Below are 14661 nucleotides of genomic sequence, written 5' to 3'. Positions count from 1 at the left end.
GCGTGCCCGACGCGCGCGGCGCGGTCGCGTCGCTGCCGTCCGGCAGCCGCGGCGCGCGGCCGAGCACGTCGGCGATCTGCTGCGGCGTCACGTGGCCCGGGCGCAGCAGCGCCGGGAAACCGCGCGACAGGTCGAGAATCGTCGATTCGATCCCGACTTCCGATGCGCCGCCGTCGAGCACGTGCACGGTGTCGCCGAATTCGTCGCGCACGTGCTGCGCGGTGGTCGGGCTCACATGGCCGAACCGGTTCGCGGACGGCGCGGCCACGCCGCCATGCCCGCCGCGCCGCGCGCTGAACGCGGCCAGCAGCGCCTGAGCGACCGGATGCGACGGGCAGCGCAGCCCGACCGAATCCTGCCCGCCGCTCACGGCATCCGGAATGCGCGCATGGCGCTTCAGGATCAGCGTCAGCGGGCCCGGCCAGAAGGCATCGATCAGCGCCTGCGCGTCGGCCGGCAGCTCGTCGGCCCAGTAGCCGGGGTCTCCGCCCGGCGGCAGGTGCACGATCACCGGATGATTCGCCGGCCGCCCTTTCGCCGCGTAGATGCGCGCGACGGCCTCGGGATTCGCCGCATCGCCGCCGAGCCCGTAGACGGTTTCGGTCGGAAACGCGACGAGCTGCCCCGCGTCGAGCAGCGCGGCGGCCGCGTCGATCTGCGCGGCCGTCACGGAGTTCGGGAGATCGATGGACATCGGCTGGCGCCTCAGTCGAGCGGCACGCGCAGCAGCTGCGCGCACGCGGTGGCCGCGGCAACGGCTTCGTCGCGCGTTTCGGCCGTGAAGTTCACGTGGCCCATCTTGCGGCCGACACGCGCATCTTCCTTGCCGTACAGGTGCAGGTGCGCGGCCGGCATCGCCGCGACCGTGTCCCACGGCGGCGTGACGGCGTCGCCGGCCGCACCGTTCGGGAACCACACGTCGCCGAGGATGTTCAGCATCGCGGCCGGCGAATGCTGGCGCGGGTTGCCGAGCGGCATGCGCGTCATCGCGCGCACCTGCTGCTCGAACTGGCTCGTTGCGCACGCATCGACCGTGTAGTGGCCGGAGTTGTGCGGGCGCGGCGCCATCTCGTTCGCGACGAACGAACCGTCTTCCAGCACGAAGAATTCGACGCACAGCACGCCGACGTAGCCGAGCGTATCGGCGATCCGCACGGCTGCCTGCTGCGCCTCTGCGACGCGTGCGGCATCGGCGGCCGGCGCCGGCACGACCGTCAGCGCGAGGATGCCGTTGTGATGCACGTTCTGCGCGAGCGGGAACGCGGCCGAACGGCCGTCCGCGCCGCGCGCGATCAGCGCCGATACTTCGTATTTCAGCGGCAGGCGCTTCTCGAGCACGCACGCCACGCCGCCAAGCGCCGCATGCGCATCGCGCACTTCCTGCGCGCTGCTCACACGCACCTGGCCCTTGCCGTCGTAGCCGAGACGCGCCGTCTTCAGGATGCCCGGCAGCACCGCGTCGAGCGCGGCATCGTCGAGCGCGGCGAGTGCCGACGCCGATTCGAGCACGACGTGCGGCGCGACGGGCACGCCCGACGCCTCGATGAAGCGCTTCTCCGCGATCCGGTCCTGCGCGACCGCGACGCAGCGGCCGGCCGGCGCGACGAACGTCGTGCGCGCGAGGAAATCGAGGCTCGCGGCCGGCACGTTCTCGAACTCCGTCGACACCGCATCGCACAGGTCGGCCAGTTCGGCGAGCGCGGCTTCGTCGTCGTAGGCCGCGCGCAGGTGGCGGTCGGCGACCGCGCCGGCGGGGCTCGTCGGATCGGGATCGAGCACGGCGACGCGATAGCCCATCGACTGGGCGGCAAAGCAGAACATGCGGCCGAGCTGGCCACCGCCGACCATGCCCAGCCACGCGCCGGGCAGGATCGGGGAAACGGAATCAGGAGTTGCGGTCATGTCAGTGGTCGGTCGCGGCGGGCGCTGCCCGCCGCAGTGGGGAGGGTCAGGCAGCCGCGATGCGCGGCCGCCGGTGCGCCGTCATTCCAGCGGCGGCAGCACCATCGCGTGCGCGGCTTCGTTCTGGCGCACGCGGAACGCGGCGAGCCGGTTCGCATAGTCGACCGAGTTGCCGGACAGGATCGACACCGCGAACAGCGCGGCATTCGCGGCGCCGGCCTCGCCGATCGCGAACGTCGCGACCGGCACGCCCTTCGGCATCTGCACGATCGAGTGCAGCGAATCGACACCCTTCAGGTACTTGCTCGCGACCGGTACGCCGAGCACCGGCACCGTGGTTTTCGCGGCCAGCATGCCGGGCAGGTGCGCGGCGCCGCCGGCGCCCGCGATGATCGCGCGCAGCCCGCGCTCGCGCGCCTTCTCCGCATAGTCGAACATCTCGTCGGGCATCCGGTGCGCGGACACGACCTTGGCTTCGTACGGCACGCCGAATTCCTGCAGGATGGCGACCGCGTGCTTCATCACGTCCCAGTCGGAACTCGAACCCATCAGCACGCCGACGAGCGGTGCGCTGTGCGTGTGGGCAGTCTGGATTTCATTCATTTGTTCAGTTCCTGTCGACCAGAGTTAGTGCTTCAGCACTTACTCTGGTCCCATGCAAAGCCCGCTCAGGCAAGCGCCTGGCCCGTGATGCGCTCGAGCGCTTCCTGGTACTTCGCGGCCGTCTTCTCGACGACGTCGGCCGGCAGCGCCGGCGCCGGTGCCGTCTTGCCCCACGGCTGCGCCTCGAGCCAGTCGCGCACGAACTGCTTGTCGAACGACGGCGGGTTCGTGCCGACTTCGTACTGGTCGGCCGGCCAGAAGCGCGACGAATCGGCCGTCAGCACTTCGTCCATCAGGTACAGCTTGCCGTGGTTGTCGAGGCCGAATTCGAACTTCGTGTCGGCGATGATGATGCCGCGCGTCGCCGCGTAGTCGGCCGCTTCCTTGTACAGCTTGATCGAGATGTCGCGGATCGTCGCGGCCAGCTCGGTGCCGATGCGGCGCTCGGTTTCCTCGAACGTGATGTTCTCGTCGTGCTCGCCCATCTCGGCCTTCGCGGCCGGCGTGAAGATCGGCTCGGGCAGCTTCTGCGCGTTCTGCAGGCCTTCCGGCAACTGCACGCCGCACACGGCGCCCGACGCCTGATATTCCTTCCAGCCGCTGCCGGCCAGGTAGCCGCGCACGACCGCTTCGATCATGATCGGCTCGAGGCGCTTGACGACCACGCCGCGGCCCTTCACCTGCTCGACCTCGTCGGCCGCGACGACGGCTTCCGGCGCGTCGCCCGTCAGGTGGTTCGGCACGATGTGCGCGAGCTTGTCGAACCAGAAGTTCGCCATCTGGTTCAGCACGCGGCCCTTGTTCGGAATCGGCTCGCCCATCACCACGTCGAATGCCGACAGGCGATCGGTCGTGACGATCAGGAGCTTGTCGTTGCCGACCGCGTAGTTGTCGCGGACCTTGCCGCGGCCGAGGAGCGGCAGCGAGCGGAGCGTGGATTCGTAGAGGGTAGACATCGTCTTTTCGCAGATAAGGAGCCAAACAAAAAGGGAAACGCCGTTCCCCGCGGCAGGCGGGAACGGCGGTCTTGCAATACGTCGGCGAACCGGCCGGGCGACGGCGCCCGGGCGGTTGCCGGCCGGCCCTCGTTCGGCCGGACGGAACGGCTGCCCGGGGCCGGATCAGATCCGGCACCCGGGCGGCCAGCCCTAGCCTTGCGGCGGGGCAATCGTACTACAGTCTCAGCGCACGACCTGTGCGAGCGCACCGGACTTGTACTGCTCGGCGATCTTGTCGAGCGACACCGGCTTGATCTTCCCGGCCTGGCCTTCGCAGCCGAACGCGAGGTAGCGGTCGACGCAGACCTGCTTCGCCGCTTCGCGCGCGGGCTTCAGGTAGTCGCGCGGATCGAACTTGCCCGGGTTCTCGAACAGGTAGCGGCGGATCGCACCGGTGATCGCGAGACGCAGGTCGGTGTCGATGTTGATCTTGCGCACGCCGTGCTTGATGCCTTCCTGGATTTCCTCGACCGGCACGCCGTAGGTTTCCTTCATGTCGCCGCCGAACTCGCGGATCTCGGCCAGCAGTTCCTGCGGCACCGACGACGAACCGTGCATCACGAGGTGGGTGTTCGGGATGCGCGCGTGGATTTCCTTGATGCGCTGGATCGACAGGATGTCGCCCGTCGGCTTCTTCGAGAACTTGTACGCGCCGTGCGACGTGCCGATCGCGATCGCGAGCGCATCGCACTGCGTGAGCTTCACGAAGTCGGCGGCCTGCTCCGGATCGGTCAGCAGCTGGTCGCGGGTCATCGTGCCTTCCGCGCCGTGGCCGTCTTCCTTGTCGCCCTTCATCGTCTCGAGCGAGCCGAGCACGCCGAGTTCGGCTTCGACCGTCACGCCGATCGAGTGCGCCATCTCGACGACCTTGCGCGACACGTCGACGTTGTACTCGTACGACGCGACCGTCTTGCCGTCGGCTTCCAGCGAACCGTCCATCATCACGCTGGTGAAGCCGCTGCGGATCGCGCCCATGCAGACTGCCGGCGACTGGCCGTGATCCTGGTGCATCACGACCGGGATGTGCGGATACGACTCGACTGCCGCTTCGATCAGGTGGCGCAGGAACGGCTCGCCCGCATACTTACGCGCGCCGGCCGATGCCTGCATGATCACGGGCGCGCCAACCTGGTCCGCCGCCGCCATGATCGCCTGGACCTGCTCCAGGTTGTTCACGTTGAAGGCCGGCAGGCCATAACCTTGCTCTGCCGCGTGGTCCAGCAATTGACGCATTGATACGAGAGGCATTGTGGAACTCCTTGGAATGAAAACCGGTGCGCCCTGACGCCGGCGCGGCGCTCGCTCCCGGTCGACCCCGGGGTGGCGCGGCGCGGCTGAGCGTCGAATAGCCGCATTTTATCGCGAAGCGCCTCCGATTCCGACCGCCCGGTGACGCCGGCTCGCAATTTGTTACGTTCGCACGGCACAATGCGGGCAAAAAAGAGAAAAAAAGCCGCGTGGGGCTTCGGACCCCACGCGGCTTTCGCGTAAAAAAAACGGTGCCGGATCGATTTTTCAGGCGGTCCGGGCGGCCTGCCCGCAGGCCGGCCCGATGTTCACCCGGCGCTCAGTAGTGCTCGCCGACCCGCACGATCTTCAGCGTGTTGGTGCCGCCCGCCTGCCCCATCGGCTCGCCGACGGTCAGCACGACCATGTCGCCGTGCTGCACATAACCCTGCTTGACGACGATCTCGAGCGCGGCCTGCAGCGCCGAGTCGCGGTCGCTGTTGAATTCGACGTGCAGCGGCGTCACGTTGCGGTACAGCGCCATCGTGCGCTCGCTGCCGACGCGCGGCGTCAGCGCGAAGATCGGCACGTGCGTGTAGTGACGCGACATCCACAGCGCGGTCGCGCCCGATTCGGTCAGCGCGATGATCGCCTTCGCCCCCAGGTGGTACGCGGTGAACAGCGCGCCCATCGCGATCGACTGGTCGATCCGCGTGAACGTGCGGTCGAGGAAATCCTTGTCCAGCTCGACGTGCTCCGACTTTTCCGCCTCGACGCACACGGCCGCCATCGTCTCGATCGTGACGACCGGGTACTTGCCGGCGGCCGTCTCGGCCGACAGCATCACGGCGTCGGTGCCGTCGAGCACCGCGTTCGCGACGTCCGACACTTCCGCGCGGGTCGGCACCGGCGCGTAGATCATCGATTCCATCATCTGCGTCGCGGTGATCACGAGCTTGTTCGACTCGCGCGCCATCCGGATCATCCGCTTCTGCAGCGCCGGCACGGCCGCGTTGCCCACTTCCACCGCGAGGTCGCCGCGCGCGACCATGATGCCGTCGGACGCGTCGAGGATGCTCTGCAGCGCCGGAATCGCCTCGGCACGCTCGATCTTCGCGATCATCTTCGGCTTGATGCCGTACGGCGCGCCCGCGATGTTCGCGAGCTGGCGCGCCATTTCCATGTCGGTCGCGTTCTTCGGGAACGACACCGCCACCAGGTCCGCGCCGAGCGACATCGCGGTGCGGATGTCTTCCATGTCCTTCGCGGTCAGCGCAGGCGCCGACAGGCCGCCGCCCTGGCGGTTGATGCCCTTGTTGTTCGACAGCTCGCCGCCCACCTTGACGATCGTGTGGATCTCGTCGCCGAGCACGCGCTCGACGGTCAGCACGATCAGGCCGTCGTTCAGCAGCAGCAGGTCGCCCGTGCGCAGGTCACGCGGCAGTTCCTTGTAGTCGAGGCCGACGCGCTCGTCGTTGCCGAGTTCGCAACCGGCATCGAGGATGAAGGGCTGCCCCGGCGTCAGCGTGGTCTTGCCGTTCTCGAACTTGCCGACGCGGATCTTCGGGCCCTGAAGGTCGGCCATGATCGCGATCTCGCGGCCGACCTTGCGGGCAGCCTCGCGCACCATCTCGGCGCGCTGGCGGTGATCGTCGGCCGTGCCGTGCGAAAAATTGAGCCGCACGACGTCGAGGCCCGCCTGCATCATCTGCAGCAGAATCTCCGGCGAACTGGAAGCCGGGCCGATCGTGGCGACTATCTTGGTGGCGCGCTGCATGAAACTCCTCATCTGGATCAAGGTGGATGCGCTGGGTGAAACGCTGCGAGAGCCGGAAGCGGCAGGCCCAGCGGCCGCCGTTCCGGAGGGCGTGCCGGTGCTTGCGCCCGGCATCGCTTTGTTCTGAATCTCGTGGTGCTGCTCGGCCGCGTCGCCGGCGGCCGCCGGTGCGCGCGGGGCGGTGTTCGCCCGCGCGGGCGCGCGTTTGCGCTTGCCCGCACCGGCCGGCTGCTCCGCTTTCGCGGAGCGCGCGGCCTTCGTCACCCCTGCGCGCGCCGCCACGCTCAGGCCGCCCGCGTTTCCAGCACTTCCACCGCCGGCAGCTTCTTCCCCTCGAGGAACTCGAGGAAGGCGCCGCCGCCCGTCGAGATGTAGCTGACCTGGTCATGGATGCCGTACTTCGCGATGGCCGCCAGCGTGTCGCCGCCGCCCGCGATCGAGAACGCGGACGATTTGGCGATCGCTTCCGCGAGCGTCTTGGTGCCGTTGCCGAACTGGTCGAACTCGAACACGCCGACCGGGCCGTTCCACACGATCGTGCCGGCCTTCTCGAGCTGGCTCGCGAGCGCCTTGGCCGTATCGGGGCCGATGTCGAGGATCATGTCGTCCGCCTCGATGTCGGCGACCTGCTTCACCGTGGCCACGGCCGTCGGCGAGAATTCCTTCGCGGTGACGACGTCGGTCGGGATCGGCACCGACGCGCCGCGCTCGCGCGCTTCGTCGATGATCGCCTTCGCCTCGTTGACGAGATCGGCTTCCGCGAGCGACTTGCCGATCGACAGGCCGGCCGCGAGCATGAACGTGTTCGCGATGCCGCCGCCGACGATCAGCTGGTCGACCTTGCCGGCCAGCGACTTCAGGATCGTGAGCTTGGTCGACACCTTCGAGCCGGCGACGATCGCCACCAGCGGGCGGGCCGGGTTGCCGAGCGCCTTGCCGAGCGCGTCGAGTTCGGTGGCCAGCAGCGGGCCCGCGCACGCGACCGGCGCGTACTTCGCGATCCCGTGCGTGGTCGCTTCCGCGCGGTGCGCGGTGCCGAACGCGTCGTTCACGTACACGTCGCAGAGCTTCGCCATCTTCTGCGCGAGCTCGTCCGAATTCTTCTTCTCGCCCTTGTTCACGCGGCAGTTCTCGAGCAGCACGACCTGGCCGGGCGCGACGTTCACGCCGTTCTCGACCCAGTTCGAAACGAGCGGCACGTCACGGCCGAGCAGCTCGGCGAGGCGCTTCGCGACCGGCGCGAGCGAATCTTCCGGCTTGAATTCGCCTTCGGTCGGACGGCCGAGGTGCGACGTGACCATCACGGCCGCGCCGGCGTCGAGCGCGGCCTGGATGGCCGGCACGGACGCGCGCACGCGGGTGTCCTCGGTGATGTTGCCCTGGTCGTCCTGCGGGACGTTCAGGTCGGCGCGGATGAATACCCGCTTGCCGGCGAGCTGGCCGGCGGCGATCAGGTCGGTAAGACGCTTGACTTGGCTCATGTTGAACAGATTGAAGTAGTGGATGGGGAAAGGGGGTTCACGCTGGACGTGCGCGGGCTGCCGCGAGAGGGCGCCGGATGCGGCCGTGGCTGGCGGTTCGCATGACGCGCACGGGTAAGAAATCTCGAACGGGCATTCTAGCCGATCCACCCGGCTGACTGACCCGGCAGCGGCGAATTCCGCCTATTTGGGATCGCACGCGGGAACGGAAGCGTTGCCGCAACGCAGCAATGCACCCGCGCAAGCGGCCGGTGCGCAGCGGGCCTGAACGGCGGCCCATCAGAAGATCAGGCGCAGCGCGGTGAACACGAGCATCCCGACGACGATCGTACCGAGCATGCTGCGCCGCCACAAAAACCAGCCGAGGCCGGCGAGCGCCGCGTAGAACGGATGGTTGGACAGCGCGAACGACAGCCCGGCCGGCGTTTCGAGCACGTCGGGCAGCACGACGGCGACCAGTGCCGCCGCCGGCGCGTAGCGCAGCGCGCGCTGCGCGCGTTCGGGCAGCACGGTGCGTTCGCCGCCGATCAGGAACAGCGCGCGCGTGACGGCCGTGACGATCGTCATCCCGATGATGACGATCCAGATTTCCGTCGCGCTCATTCGATTTCCTTTTCGTGCACGGTTTCGGTGCGGATGCGCCGCCAGTCGGCCCGCTCGACGAAGAAATCGGCCGTGCAGCCGGCCGCGAGCGCGGCGAGCACCGCGAGCGGCAGCGCGAGCCGGTACGGCAGGTCGAACGCGATCAGCGACACGATGCCGGCGACCGCGACGGCTGCGAGCGTCGAGCGATTCGCGACCGCCGACACCATGATCGGGATCAGCGCGAGCGTGCCGGCCAGTTCCAGCCCCCAGCTCGCGGGAAAGAAGCTCGCGAGCAGGATGCCGGCGAGCGACGACACCTGCCACGACAGCCAGCTCGCGAGGGCCATCCCCCAGAAATACGCCTCCTTGCCGGGCACGTGCCCGTATGCGAAGCCCTGTTTCTGGAACAGCAGATAGATCACGTCGCCATTGAAATAGCCGATCGCGAGGCGCCGCCACAGCGGCAGGTAGGAAAAATGGGGAGCAAGCCCGGCGCTGAAGATCACGAAGCGCGTGTTGACCATCGCGGCCGTGAGCAGGATGGTCCAGATCGGCAGCTTCGCCGCGAGGAGCGGCAGCACCGCGAGCTGCGACGAGCCCGCGTAGACTAGCAGCGACATCGCGCTCGCCTGCCCGAGGGTCATCACCGACTTGCTCATCGCGATGCCGGTGACGAGCCCCCACGAGAAAATCGCCATCAGCGTCGGGGAATAGTCGCGCGCGCCCTGGATCAGCGCGAAGCGGTCGGTGGCGGACAATCGAGCGAGCATGGGAAGCGGGCCGCAGCGGGCGGTTCGCCGGGACGCCGGCGCCTCCCGCCGGTACGACCCGTCGTTATTGGAATCGGTACCGGGCGATTATAGCGCCGGCCCCGCGCCGACCGACCGGATCGCCTTCAAATGACGCTAAAATGAGCGTCTTTGCGGCTCAACGCTGCATACAACCGCATCCCAGGAGAATCCTATGTCAATGGCCGACCGCGACGGCAAGATCTGGATGGACGGCAAGCTGATCGACTGGCGCGACGCCAAGATCCACGTCCTGACCCATACGCTGCACTACGGCATGGGCGTCTTCGAGGGCGTGCGCGCGTACAAGGCGGCCGACGGCAGCACCGCGATCTTCCGGCTGTACGAGCACACGAAACGTCTGCTGAATTCGGCGAAGATCTTCCAGATGGACGTGCCGTTCGACCGGGAAACGCTGGAAGCCGCGCAGGTCGCAGTCGTGCGCGAGAACAAGCTCGAGTCGTGCTACCTGCGCCCGATCATCTGGGTCGGCTCGGAAAAGCTCGGCGTGTCGGCCAAGGGCAACACGATCCACGTCGCGATCGCCGCGTGGCCGTGGGGCGCGTACCTCGGCGAGGAAGGCCTCGCGAAGGGTATCCGCGTGAAGACGTCGTCGTTCACGCGCCACCACGTGAACGTGTCGATGGTGCGTGCGAAGGCGTCGGGCTGGTACGTGAACTCGATCCTGGCGAACCAGGAAGCGACGGCCGACGGCTACGACGAAGCGCTGCTGCTCGACGTCGACGGCTATGTGTCGGAAGGCTCCGGCGAAAACTTCTTCCTCGTGAACAACGGCAAGCTGTACACGCCCGACCTGTCGTCGTGCCTCGACGGCATCACGCGCGACACGGTCATCACGCTCGCGAAGGACGCCGGCATCGAGGTGATCGAGAAGCGCATCACGCGCGACGAGGTCTACACGGCCGACGAAGCGTTCTTCACCGGCACGGCCGCTGAAGTCACGCCGATCCGCGAGCTCGACAACCGCACGATCGGCAGCGGCGCGCGCGGCCCCGTCACGGAAAAGCTCCAGTCGGCGTTTTTCGATATCGTGTCGGGCAAGAACGCGAAGTACGCGCACTGGCTGACGAAGGTCTGAGCGCGCTGCGCCACCGACTGCCCCACAAAAGAGTGATAAGAGAAAGTCTCATGAGTGAAATCAAGGAAATGCCGCTGGTCGAGCTGACGGCCAAGGATCTTCCCGCGTACTGCCCGAACCCGGCCATGGCGCGCTGGAGCGCCCACCCGCGCGTGTTCATCGACGTCTCGCACGGCGAGGCGCGCTGCCCGTACTGCGGCACGCGCTACAAGCTGCGCGACGGCGAGGTCGTCAAGGGCCACTGAGCCCCGGCGGCCGGGCCTGCAGGCTTGCCGGCCCGGCGACCCGCAAGGCGGCGCAGCCGGATGGCCGGCGCGCCGCCCTTCTCCATTCTGGCAACCCGAACGCGGCGCCTGGGCGCCGTGCTTCATTACGACATCGGAAGTCGACCTGATGCGTCGAGCGCTGGTTATCGCACCGAACTGGATCGGTGACGCATTGATGGCGCAGCCGCTTTTTGCGCTGCTGAAGAAACTCCATCCCCGCATCGCGATCGATGCCGTCGCGCCCTCGTGGGTCGCGCCCGTGCTCGAGCGGATGCCCGAGATCCACGATGTCTACGCGACCGATCTCGCGCACGGCAAGCTGCAGCTGCTGCGCCGCTGGCAGCTCGCGAGCGACCTGCGCGACGTCGGCTACGACGCGGCGTACGTGCTGCCGAATTCGCTGAAATCCGCGGTGATCCCGTGGCTCGCGAACATCCCGCTGCGGATCGGCTACACGGGCGAGCACCGCTACGGGCTGCTGAACGTGCGGCACGCGAACCCGGATAAATCGGGCGAGCGGCCGCCGATGACGACCCACTACGCGGCACTCGCGTACGCGCCGGGCGCGAAGCTGCCCGAGTCGATGAAGACGCTGCCGGCGCCGCGCCTCGACGCCGACCTGAACGAGACGGCGCGCGTGTCCGCACGTTTCAATCTCGATACGCGCAAGCCGCTCGTCGTGTTCTGCCCCGGCGCCGAATACGGCCCGGCCAAGCGCTGGCCGCCCGAACACTTCGCGTCGCTCGCCACCATCGTCCACCAGTCGTTCCCGTATACGCAGATCGTCGCGCTCGGCTCGCAGAAGGATGCTGCGGCCGCACAGGCGATCGCCGACCACGCGCCGAACGTGCGCAACCTGTGCGGGCAGACGTCGCTGTCCGAGGCGTGCGCGCTGATCGCGCGCGCGAACGCGGTCGTCACCAACGATTCGGGGCTGATGCACGTGGCTGCCGCGCTACGCCGGCCGCTCGTCGCGCTGTACGGATCGACCGATCCGCGCCACACCCCTCCGCTGTCGGACCTGGCGAAGGTACAATGGCTTCATCTCGAATGCAGTCCCTGCTTCGAACGCGAGTGCCCGCTCGGCCACCTGAAGTGCCTGCGCGAACTCGGTCCCGAGCAGGTATTCGGCGATTTGCGCGGCATGCTAGTCGGGCAACGTTGACCCTGGCCGGCAGCGTCGCACGACGCGCCGGGCAATCCGATTCACCGGTGTGCGGCGGCTCCATCCGGGCCGCCGTGCTGAATACGGCGCGCGACGCGCGCGAGAGATAACCCCGATGCCACGTTTTGCCCGCCTCTTCGAAGCCGCCGCCGATACGCTGAACGCCTACTACCAGGCCGTCGCCGATGCCAATCTCGACGCGCTGCTGGGATTGTGGATCGACGAGGATTTCGCCAGCTGCGTATGGGCGGACGGCGAGCATCTGCATGGCCTCGACCAGATCCGCAGCGGGCTCGCCAACCGGCTCTCCACGCGCCCCGTGACGATCGAGCCGCTCGACATCCGCGTGTACGACAGCCTCGGCACGGTCGTCTATACGATCGCCGAAGCGCATCAGCAGGCCGACCTCACGGCCGAACCCGACATGGTTTTCGCCACGTACGTGATGATTCACGAACGTGGCGAGTGGCGCATCGCGCATATTCACGCGAGCCTGATTCCCGAACAAGCGGCCGGACAATTCGCCGCGAAGATCCGTCACGGGCAGGGTCCGCTGCACTGACGAAGAACGAAGCAACGCATAAGCGGGGCGATCATGAGTACGGCTTCTCCGCCCACTTCGCCGCTGACCGGGGCCCCGGCCCCCGACGACGACACACTGCGCTATCGCGCACCACGCTGGCTGCCGAACAGCCATGCGCAAACCATCGTGCCCGCGCTGTTCGCACGGCGCCCCGTCGTCGCCTACCGACGAGAGCGATGGGAAACTCCCGATCACGACTTCATCGATCTCGACTGGGTCGCCCATCTCGACAGCGCGGCGCCGGCGCCCGATGCGCCGCTGTTCGTGCTGTTCCACGGCCTCGAGGGCAGCTCCGGCTCGCACTACGCGCTCGCGATGATGGCCGCCGCACGCGCGAAAGGCTGGCACGCCGTCGTGCCGCACTTCCGCAGTTGCAGCGGCGAGATCAACCGCCAGCCGCGCTTCTACCATCTCGCCGACAGCGCCGAGGTCGACTGGATCCTGCGCCGGCTCGCCGCGCAGCATCGCGGGCCGCTCGTCGCGGCCGGCGTGTCGCTCGGCGGCAACGTGCTGCTGCGCTGGCTCGGCGAGCATCGCAGCGATACGTCGATCCTGCGGGCGGCCGCCGCGATCTCGACGCCGATCGACGTGCACGCCGGCGGGCTCGCCCTGTCGCAAGGCTTTGCGATGGTCTACACGCGCAGCTTCCTGAAGACACTCAAGCGCAAGGCGCTCACCAAGCTCGACCAGTACCCGGGGCTGTTCGACCGCGAAGCGATGCTGCACGCCGTGACGATGCGCGACTTCGACGAGGTCGTGACCGCACCGCTGCACGGTTTCGCGAACGCGGACGACTACTGGACGAAGGCGACGACACGGCCGCTGCTGCCCGCGATCGACGTGCCGACGCTGATCCTCAACGCCCGCAACGACCCGTTCCTGCCCGAATCGGCGCTGCCGGGCCCGGCCGACGTATCGCCGGCCGTCGAGCTCGACCAGCCCGCGGCCGGCGGACACGCGGGATTCATGACCGGGCCGTTTCCCGGCCGCCTCGACTGGCTGTCGGCGCGGGTGTTCGGCTATTGCTCCAAATTCGTCGACCATGGATGACATCGTCAGGCAGGCCCTCGCCAAATGGCCGAACGTGCCCCACTGTACCGGCTGGCTGCTGCTCGACCGGCGCGGCGAATGGCGGCTGCGCGACGACGCGGCGCAGGCGGCCGGCGAGCTCGGCTCGCCGATCCGGCATGCGGCGCTGAACGCGTTCATCGGCCGCAACTACGAATGCGACGCGCAGGGCCAGTGGTTCTTCCAGAACGGGCCGCAGCGCGTGTACGTCGAGCTGGCCTATACGCCGTGGGTCGTCCGGCTCGCCGAACGCGACGGGCGGCTCACGCTCACCGACCAGACCGGCACGCCGTTCGAACCGGACGAAGCATGGCTCGACGACGCCGGAGGCGTGCTGTTTCGCGCGGCCGGCACGCCGCCGCGCATCGCGGCGCTGCACGATCACGATCTCGGGCTGTTCGCCGACCATGCGGATTTCGATGCCGCGCAGCCCGCGCTGCGCTGGCGCGACGGCCGCACGCTGCCGCTCGGCAGCATCGTCTGCGCGGACGTGCCTGCGCGGTTCGGCTACGTCGCAAGCCCGGCGCAACAGGCTCGCGATGCGGCCGACAGCGGTAACTAACCCGCAGCGGCCTCGCCCGCGCTTGCCGCGCGCCGGCCGCTATCCGCGGCCATTCTTCTCGTCTTCGCGCTCTTCCTTGTAGCGCGCCTCGAATTCCAGCAGCCGCGCGCCGATCATCGACTGCTCGTAGAACGACACGTCCTTCGCGTCGCGCGCTTCCTTCAGTTGGCGAATCGCCGACGGCCACGCGCCGTCGAGCGCGAGCTTCTCCGCGAGCGCGCGACGCCGCGCCAGCACGTCGCCCTTGCCGTCGCTCGCCTTCGCGAGATAGTCCCACCAGTCCGGCTGCTCGGGGTCGGCCTTCGCCTGCGCGCGCGCCTGCGCCTGCGCTTCGGCGAAACGGCGCGCCGCGATCAGTGACTGAAGATGCACGACGATCGCGGCGTGCGACGCCGGCCAGCGGCGCTGCATAACGGAAGAGCGTTGTGTAGGGCACGAGTGTCAACAACTGTTTATGTTCCGGCTGTCGCGCGTCGGCCAAACGCTAACAGAGCTACTCTATCTGTTATGTCGGCTCACTGCGGTCGACTCATTTATGCACTGCCTGCCGACCGTGA

Annotated in this window: 16 protein-coding genes and 1 pseudogene; 7 read left to right on the top strand and 10 right to left on the bottom strand. The window is 68.2% G+C overall.

Annotated features, from left to right (window positions below):
* The 6 genes from G3N64_RS34730 to pyk form a co-directional block, all read right to left on the bottom strand.
* The coding region (locus G3N64_RS34730; protein ID WP_205788189.1) for an L-threonylcarbamoyladenylate synthase at positions 1 to 694 on the bottom strand (694 nt) is incomplete at its 3' end.
* A gap of 11 nt (positions 695 to 705) precedes the next feature.
* The gene (locus G3N64_RS34725) at positions 706 to 1902 is read right to left on the bottom strand and encodes a 5-(carboxyamino)imidazole ribonucleotide synthase (RefSeq protein WP_205788188.1); all 1197 of its coding nucleotides are present in this window, start codon (positions 1900 to 1902) and stop codon (positions 706 to 708) included.
* An 81-nt stretch (positions 1903 to 1983) separates the two neighbouring features.
* Positions 1984 to 2505, bottom strand: a complete 522-nt coding sequence (purE, locus tag G3N64_RS34720; protein WP_205788187.1) for a 5-(carboxyamino)imidazole ribonucleotide mutase — start codon at positions 2503 to 2505, stop codon at positions 1984 to 1986.
* A 65-nt stretch (positions 2506 to 2570) separates the two neighbouring features.
* The gene (locus G3N64_RS34715; protein WP_021164115.1) at positions 2571 to 3461 is read right to left on the bottom strand and encodes a phosphoribosylaminoimidazolesuccinocarboxamide synthase; all 891 of its coding nucleotides are present in this window, start codon (positions 3459 to 3461) and stop codon (positions 2571 to 2573) included.
* A gap of 225 nt (positions 3462 to 3686) precedes the next feature.
* A complete protein-coding gene (fba, locus tag G3N64_RS34710) occupies positions 3687 to 4751 on the bottom strand; it encodes a class II fructose-bisphosphate aldolase (protein WP_205788186.1) in 1065 nt (354 codons plus the stop codon).
* Positions 4752 to 5070: 319 nt separating this feature from the next.
* Positions 5071 to 6507 carry a pyruvate kinase gene (pyk, locus tag G3N64_RS34705; protein WP_205788185.1) on the bottom strand — a complete coding sequence of 479 codons (1437 nt, stop codon included), beginning with the start codon at positions 6505 to 6507 and terminating at the stop codon, positions 5071 to 5073.
* Here pyk and G3N64_RS40280 point away from each other — a divergent pair.
* Positions 6506 to 6634: a hypothetical protein gene (locus G3N64_RS40280; protein ID WP_268991145.1), complete on the top strand. Its 129-nt coding sequence runs from the start codon at positions 6506 to 6508 to the stop codon at positions 6632 to 6634. The two genes, pyk and G3N64_RS40280, sit on opposite strands and share 2 nt — an antisense overlap.
* A 157-nt stretch (positions 6635 to 6791) precedes the next feature.
* Here G3N64_RS40280 and G3N64_RS34700 read toward each other — a convergent pair whose 3' ends face one another.
* The 3 genes from G3N64_RS34700 to G3N64_RS34690 all read right to left on the bottom strand — a co-directional run bounded on the left by G3N64_RS34700 (position 6792) and on the right by G3N64_RS34690 (position 9343).
* Positions 6792 to 7988, bottom strand: coding sequence for a phosphoglycerate kinase (locus G3N64_RS34700; RefSeq protein ID WP_205788184.1), 1197 nt, complete (start codon positions 7986 to 7988; stop codon positions 6792 to 6794).
* Between the two features lie 279 nt (positions 7989 to 8267).
* On the bottom strand, positions 8268 to 8591 hold the full coding sequence (locus tag G3N64_RS34695) for an AzlD domain-containing protein (RefSeq protein ID WP_059523415.1): 324 nt from the start codon (positions 8589 to 8591) through the stop codon (positions 8268 to 8270).
* Positions 8588 to 9343 carry an AzlC family ABC transporter permease gene (locus tag G3N64_RS34690; RefSeq protein ID WP_205788183.1) on the bottom strand — a complete coding sequence of 252 codons (756 nt, stop codon included), beginning with the start codon at positions 9341 to 9343 and terminating at the stop codon, positions 8588 to 8590. The genes G3N64_RS34695 and G3N64_RS34690 overlap by 4 nt, the downstream gene beginning before the upstream one ends.
* Positions 9344 to 9536: 193 nt before the next feature.
* Here G3N64_RS34690 and G3N64_RS34685 point away from each other — a divergent pair, with 193 nt between their 5' ends.
* The 6 genes from G3N64_RS34685 to G3N64_RS34660 all read left to right on the top strand — a co-directional run bounded on the left by G3N64_RS34685 (position 9537) and on the right by G3N64_RS34660 (position 14104).
* Positions 9537 to 10460: a branched-chain amino acid transaminase gene (locus tag G3N64_RS34685; protein ID WP_205788182.1), complete on the top strand. Its 924-nt coding sequence runs from the start codon at positions 9537 to 9539 to the stop codon at positions 10458 to 10460.
* Between the two features lie 50 nt (positions 10461 to 10510).
* On the top strand, positions 10511 to 10705 hold the full coding sequence (locus tag G3N64_RS34680) for a zinc-finger domain-containing protein (RefSeq protein ID WP_006749970.1): 195 nt from the start codon (positions 10511 to 10513) through the stop codon (positions 10703 to 10705).
* Positions 10706 to 10853: 148 nt separating this feature from the next.
* Positions 10854 to 11891 carry a lipopolysaccharide heptosyltransferase II gene (gene waaF / locus G3N64_RS34675; protein ID WP_072442744.1) on the top strand — a complete coding sequence of 346 codons (1038 nt, stop codon included), beginning with the start codon at positions 10854 to 10856 and terminating at the stop codon, positions 11889 to 11891.
* 115 nt (positions 11892 to 12006) lie between these two features.
* On the top strand, positions 12007 to 12453 hold the full coding sequence (locus G3N64_RS34670) for a nuclear transport factor 2 family protein (RefSeq protein ID WP_205788181.1): 447 nt from the start codon (positions 12007 to 12009) through the stop codon (positions 12451 to 12453).
* 33 nt (positions 12454 to 12486) lie between these two features.
* Positions 12487 to 13524, top strand: coding sequence for a hydrolase (locus G3N64_RS34665; RefSeq protein ID WP_205788180.1), 1038 nt, complete (start codon positions 12487 to 12489; stop codon positions 13522 to 13524).
* Positions 13517 to 14104 (top strand): DUF2946 family protein, encoded by a 588-nt coding sequence (locus tag G3N64_RS34660; RefSeq protein WP_205788179.1) that lies wholly within the window; start codon positions 13517 to 13519, stop codon positions 14102 to 14104. Before G3N64_RS34665 ends, G3N64_RS34660 begins: the two co-directional genes overlap by 8 nt.
* 39 nt (positions 14105 to 14143) lie before the next feature.
* On the opposite strand, the pseudogene G3N64_RS34655 reads toward G3N64_RS34660, so the two are convergent.
* A pseudogene (locus tag G3N64_RS34655) lies at positions 14144 to 14530 on the bottom strand (M48 family peptidase); the annotation flags it as partial.
* Between the last annotated feature and the right edge of the window lie 131 nt (positions 14531 to 14661).

Origin of the sequence: Burkholderia sp. Ac-20344 (assembly GCF_017104975.1) — a bacterium.
Lineage (GTDB): Bacteria > Pseudomonadota > Gammaproteobacteria > Burkholderiales > Burkholderiaceae > Burkholderia.
Note: the sequence above shows the minus strand (reverse complement) of the source record. Positions and strands in the feature narration are given on the sequence as shown.

Coding starts and splice junctions, on each gene's coding strand:
- G3N64_RS34725 (WP_205788188.1), bottom strand. CDS start 1,902: ATGACCGCAACTCCTGATTCCGTTTCCCCGATCCTGCCCGGCGCGTGG.
- purE (WP_205788187.1), bottom strand. CDS start 2,505: ATGAATGAAATCCAGACTGCCCACACGCACAGCGCACCGCTCGTCGGC.
- G3N64_RS34715 (WP_021164115.1), bottom strand. CDS start 3,461: ATGTCTACCCTCTACGAATCCACGCTCCGCTCGCTGCCGCTCCTCGGC.
- fba (WP_205788186.1), bottom strand. CDS start 4,751: ATGCCTCTCGTATCAATGCGTCAATTGCTGGACCACGCGGCAGAGCAA.
- G3N64_RS40280 (WP_268991145.1), top strand. CDS start 6,506: ATGAAACTCCTCATCTGGATCAAGGTGGATGCGCTGGGTGAAACGCTG.
- pyk (WP_205788185.1), bottom strand. CDS start 6,507: ATGCAGCGCGCCACCAAGATAGTCGCCACGATCGGCCCGGCTTCCAGT.
- G3N64_RS34700 (WP_205788184.1), bottom strand. CDS start 7,988: ATGAGCCAAGTCAAGCGTCTTACCGACCTGATCGCCGCCGGCCAGCTC.
- G3N64_RS34695 (WP_059523415.1), bottom strand. CDS start 8,591: ATGAGCGCGACGGAAATCTGGATCGTCATCATCGGGATGACGATCGTC.
- G3N64_RS34690 (WP_205788183.1), bottom strand. CDS start 9,343: ATGCTCGCTCGATTGTCCGCCACCGACCGCTTCGCGCTGATCCAGGGC.
- G3N64_RS34685 (WP_205788182.1), top strand. CDS start 9,537: ATGTCAATGGCCGACCGCGACGGCAAGATCTGGATGGACGGCAAGCTG.
- G3N64_RS34680 (WP_006749970.1), top strand. CDS start 10,511: ATGAGTGAAATCAAGGAAATGCCGCTGGTCGAGCTGACGGCCAAGGAT.
- waaF (WP_072442744.1), top strand. CDS start 10,854: ATGCGTCGAGCGCTGGTTATCGCACCGAACTGGATCGGTGACGCATTG.
- G3N64_RS34670 (WP_205788181.1), top strand. CDS start 12,007: ATGCCACGTTTTGCCCGCCTCTTCGAAGCCGCCGCCGATACGCTGAAC.
- G3N64_RS34665 (WP_205788180.1), top strand. CDS start 12,487: ATGAGTACGGCTTCTCCGCCCACTTCGCCGCTGACCGGGGCCCCGGCC.
- G3N64_RS34660 (WP_205788179.1), top strand. CDS start 13,517: ATGGATGACATCGTCAGGCAGGCCCTCGCCAAATGGCCGAACGTGCCC.